The organism is Pseudomonadota bacterium (assembly GCA_026388215.1).
GTDB lineage: Bacteria > Desulfobacterota > Syntrophorhabdia > Syntrophorhabdales > Syntrophorhabdaceae > JAPLKF01.
On sequence record JAPLKF010000287.1, the window covers coordinates 1 to 3898 of the forward strand.

5 protein-coding genes are annotated in these 3898 nt (G+C 45.5%); all 5 read left to right on the forward strand.

Annotated features, from left to right (window positions below):
* On the forward strand, positions 1 to 876 hold an 876-nt coding region (locus tag NTU69_13000), incomplete at its 5' end, for a P-loop NTPase (protein MCX5804422.1).
* Between the two features lie 74 nt (positions 877 to 950).
* Positions 951 to 1199, forward strand: a complete 249-nt coding sequence (locus NTU69_13005) for a zinc ribbon domain-containing protein (protein MCX5804423.1) — start codon at positions 951 to 953, stop codon at positions 1197 to 1199.
* 35 nt (positions 1200 to 1234) lie between these two features.
* Positions 1235 to 2185: an MBL fold metallo-hydrolase gene (locus tag NTU69_13010; GenBank protein MCX5804424.1), complete on the forward strand. Its 951-nt coding sequence runs from the start codon at positions 1235 to 1237 to the stop codon at positions 2183 to 2185.
* Entirely contained in the window at positions 2169 to 3134 is a 966-nt protein-coding gene (locus NTU69_13015; GenBank protein MCX5804425.1) for an anion permease, read from the forward strand. The genes NTU69_13010 and NTU69_13015 overlap by 17 nt, the downstream gene beginning before the upstream one ends.
* Before the next feature lie 31 nt (positions 3135 to 3165).
* On the forward strand, positions 3166 to 3898 hold a 733-nt coding region (locus NTU69_13020), incomplete at its 3' end, for a DUF364 domain-containing protein (GenBank protein MCX5804426.1).

Here is a 3898-nt window from a genome sequence, read left to right on the forward strand (position 1 = left end):
TGGGGAGACCTCGATACCCTTGTCGTAGACTGTCCCCCCGGGACGGGTGATGAACCGCTCACCATTGCACAGCTTTTAGGTGCAAAAAGCAGTGCAATCATTGTCACCACACCCCAGGAGGTTGCAACAATCGACGTAGAGAAGTGCATCACCTTCTGCAGGCAACTCAATCTTCCCATCACAGGGATTATTGAAAATATGAGCGGGTTTATCTGCCCCCACTGCGGCAAGGAGGTGGACATATTCTCTTCAGGTGGTGGTAAAAAATTGGCGAAAAGCTATGGAATACCACTTTTGGGTAGCATCCCCCTTGACCCGGATATCGTAAAGAGCGGAGATGAAGAACAGCCGTATATGTATTTTTATTCCAAAACAAAGACAGCAGAAAAATTCTATGAGATCGTTGAGCGTATTGTATATTTTGAAAAAAGCGAACAAACCGCATCCAAAGCGGACACTGAAAAAGAAATACCTGTAACTCCCCCCTCGCAGGACAAAAGCGACGGGGAAGTAAATTCTGTATCCCACAAGGAGGTTCCTATGAAATTTGCAGTACCTACAAATGAAGGCAAGTTATGTGCCCACTTCGGTCACTGTGAGGCCTTTGCCCTGATTGACACTGATGGAGAAGGCAAGGTGGTAAATGAGACCTATGTTACCCCGCCGCCGCACGAACCGGGTCTTTTACCTCCATGGCTTTCGCAGCAGGGCGTCAATTGCATCATAGCCGGCGGTATGGGTAGCCGTGCCCAGCAGCTTTTTGCCCAACAAGGCGTCCAGGTAGTTACCGGCGCAGAGGGCGAATCCCCCAGGAAAGTAGTTGAGGAGTACCTGAAAGGAACATTACAGACTGGCGCCAATACCTGCGACCATTAAAAGGCAGCGGCGAGTGTTGAGTTATGAGTGATAAGCAATGAACCACAAACAACTGAGTGTGTGGAGGTGCAGGTATGCCTATTTATGAGTATATGTGCGAGGATTGCGGGATAGTGAGCGAATTTCTTATCGGGGTTGGCAAAGGAGATACGGAGATCAGATGCAGAGATTGTGGAAGTATAAAAATGCATCAGAAGTTATCTGCAAGCAATTTTTCTATTAATGGTCATCTTATCAGTTCCCAGGGTGGTAAGACCTGTTGTGGCAAAGAGGAGCGCTGTGATACTCCTCCCTGCTCCACCGGAGGTGTTTGCAAAAGATAATCGGTTAAAAATGTTAAAAAATAAAGGAGGTAAGGGTGTCCCTCAATAAAGATTTCTTAGAAATAGAAAGGCTTACAGTTACCGTTATTACAGACAACTACTACGATGCCTTAAGGCCCGATCCACCCAACGGGAAACGTTACAGGTCCTTTCCCGGTGCTTCCATCCACGCAGAGCACGGCTTTTCATGCCATCTGGAAACCGTAGTTAATGGCAGGTCATATTTTTTTATGTTCGATTACGGGATAGATTCTTCAGGTATCATCAACAATATGAGGTTGCTCAATGTTGATTCATCTAAGTTTGATGCCTTAGGTTTAAGCCATGGCGACTTTGATCACTGGGGTGGCCTTATGGGTGTTTTAGAACATATAAGCGATAAGACAGCGAAGGAATTGCCAATTTATATGGGGGACGATGTCTTTGCCCGCAGATACTCGATCCGTCCTGGAAGTCCTGATCTTATTGATCTGGGTGAATTAAAAAGAGAAGAGATAGAGGATGCTCGAAGATTCAAGGTAATTGTGGTTACTGAACCCGAAGAGGTTGTAAGGGGATGCTACCTGACGGGAAAGATCGAGAGGGTTACAGGATACGAACAGGTGCCAGACACACTTCTTGTGGAAAGAGAGGGCAGGATAGAGCAGGACTATTTTTATGGAGAGCAGGCGATCGTCTGTGCGGTGAAAGACAAGGGTATTGTCATATTATCAGGGTGTGCCCATGTGGGACTTGTAAACACGGTGAAATATGCGCAGAAGATAACAGGTATTAACAAGGTACATGCAGTAATCGGAGGATTCCACCTTATCAATGCGAAAGAAGAGATCATAGAGAAGACGATTTCAGATATAAAGACGATAGCCCCTGATTATATTATCCCTGCCCACTGTACAGGCTTCGAGGCGATTACGCGATTTGCAAAGGAGATGCCGGAACAGTTTATCCTTAATACCGCAGGGACAAAGTATGTATTCGGCTCCTGAAAGAACTGATACTAAGAAAGAGGTAATAATAACGACAACAAGAGGTACTCTAGGATTTTTTAAGAATTATATCCCAACCACCGTGCTTCTCTTAATCGTGATAATCGCTGCCATCTGGGCCTATTCATCGGGTATACCACAAAAGGCAAGTATGCCGTCTGTGTCAGCAATCACGATAATTCTTCTTTTGATAATCGGATTTGCTGCAGGATTGCTTGGTGGTATTATAGGGACTGGCGGATGTAGTGTCATGCTCCCTGCCATCCATTTCTGGATGGGATATCCAGTACCCATAGCTGTGGGCACTACCCTTTTCGCAGTGATTTTTACCGCCCTTTCCGGTGGTTACGGCCATCTCGTACGTCGTAATCTTGATGTAAGGGCTACCCTTTATCTTGGTATATCTGGCATACTGGGTGTATTTTTAGGTTCCTGGTTCTTTACACTTCTTACCAGTCATATTAAGTTTTTGGGACTCATTTTTGGGCTCGCCTTTTTCTGGCCTGCAGTACGAATGATCTGTGAAGGTCTTAGAAAAGGCGGGATAAAGACTCAGGAAGGCAATGCCATACCTGGGCCAAGATGGGGCTGGATTGTTTTTGGATTCATTATCGGTGTGACTACCGGCATCCTAGGGGTGGGTGGAGGCTACGCGCTTGTCCCCGGTCTCATCTATCTATTTGGTGCACCGGTATATATAACCATGGGGACATCCCTTGCTACAATTATCCCTCTCGCTATTGTCGGTGGAGGTATTAAACTCGTGCAGGGCTATGTTGTCCTTGTAGCAGGTCTTATACTGGCAACAGGCACAATCATAGGTGCGCAAATCGGTGCAGCCATTATCAAGAGGTTTAACCCCTCTACATTAAAACTGATATTCGGTGTGTACTTCTTCTACGTTTCAATAAAGTTTATCTTTAATTTTTTTGGGATAAACATATGGTAGTATTCGAAGATTATTATAATTCGGGGTGTGAATGATGACCATTGATGGCGATATTTCTATATTGGAGAACTCGAAAAAAAAACTAAACGAAATAATAGACAATACCAATCTTACATCTGCCCCCGTAACTGTTCTTGTCAAAACCCTATCCTCCGAAGAGGCTATAGGGACCCCGGGTAGGAGGGATTTCCCAATCGTAACAGGCAAGGAAAGGGTTGTTGAGGCAGAGTTTCAGGGGGCAAAGGCCCATGCCTTTACCGATTCACCGAAAGAGTTTATCGGTAAGCTTCAGGAGGTGATTACCATGCCTCTTGCCACCAACGGGGAAAGGGCGATCTTTATCGCCACGATGAATGCGGTATTGAAGCATCTCAATATCGTTCAGACGACACTCCACTGCAAGGACGAAGAGCCCGAGAAATGCGCTAAAGAGATCGCTTCCCACATCAAACAGGCATTAAGATCAAAAAGGGTTGGTCTTGTTGGATTAAACCCCGCCATCTTAGAAGCGCTGAGTAACACCTTTGGAGCTGAGAACGTAAAGATAACCGATCTAAACAGACAGAATATCGGGACAATGAAATACGGTGTAGAAGTGTGGGACGGCGGTATCATGACTGAAGAACTGGTTAATAATTCCGATCTGGTTCTTATGACGGGAACGACATTTGTGAATGGGACTTTCGACGCTATTTTGGATTATGTCCGGCATTTCAATAAAGAATATCTCGTTTATGGTGTTACATCGGCCGGTATCTGCGAGC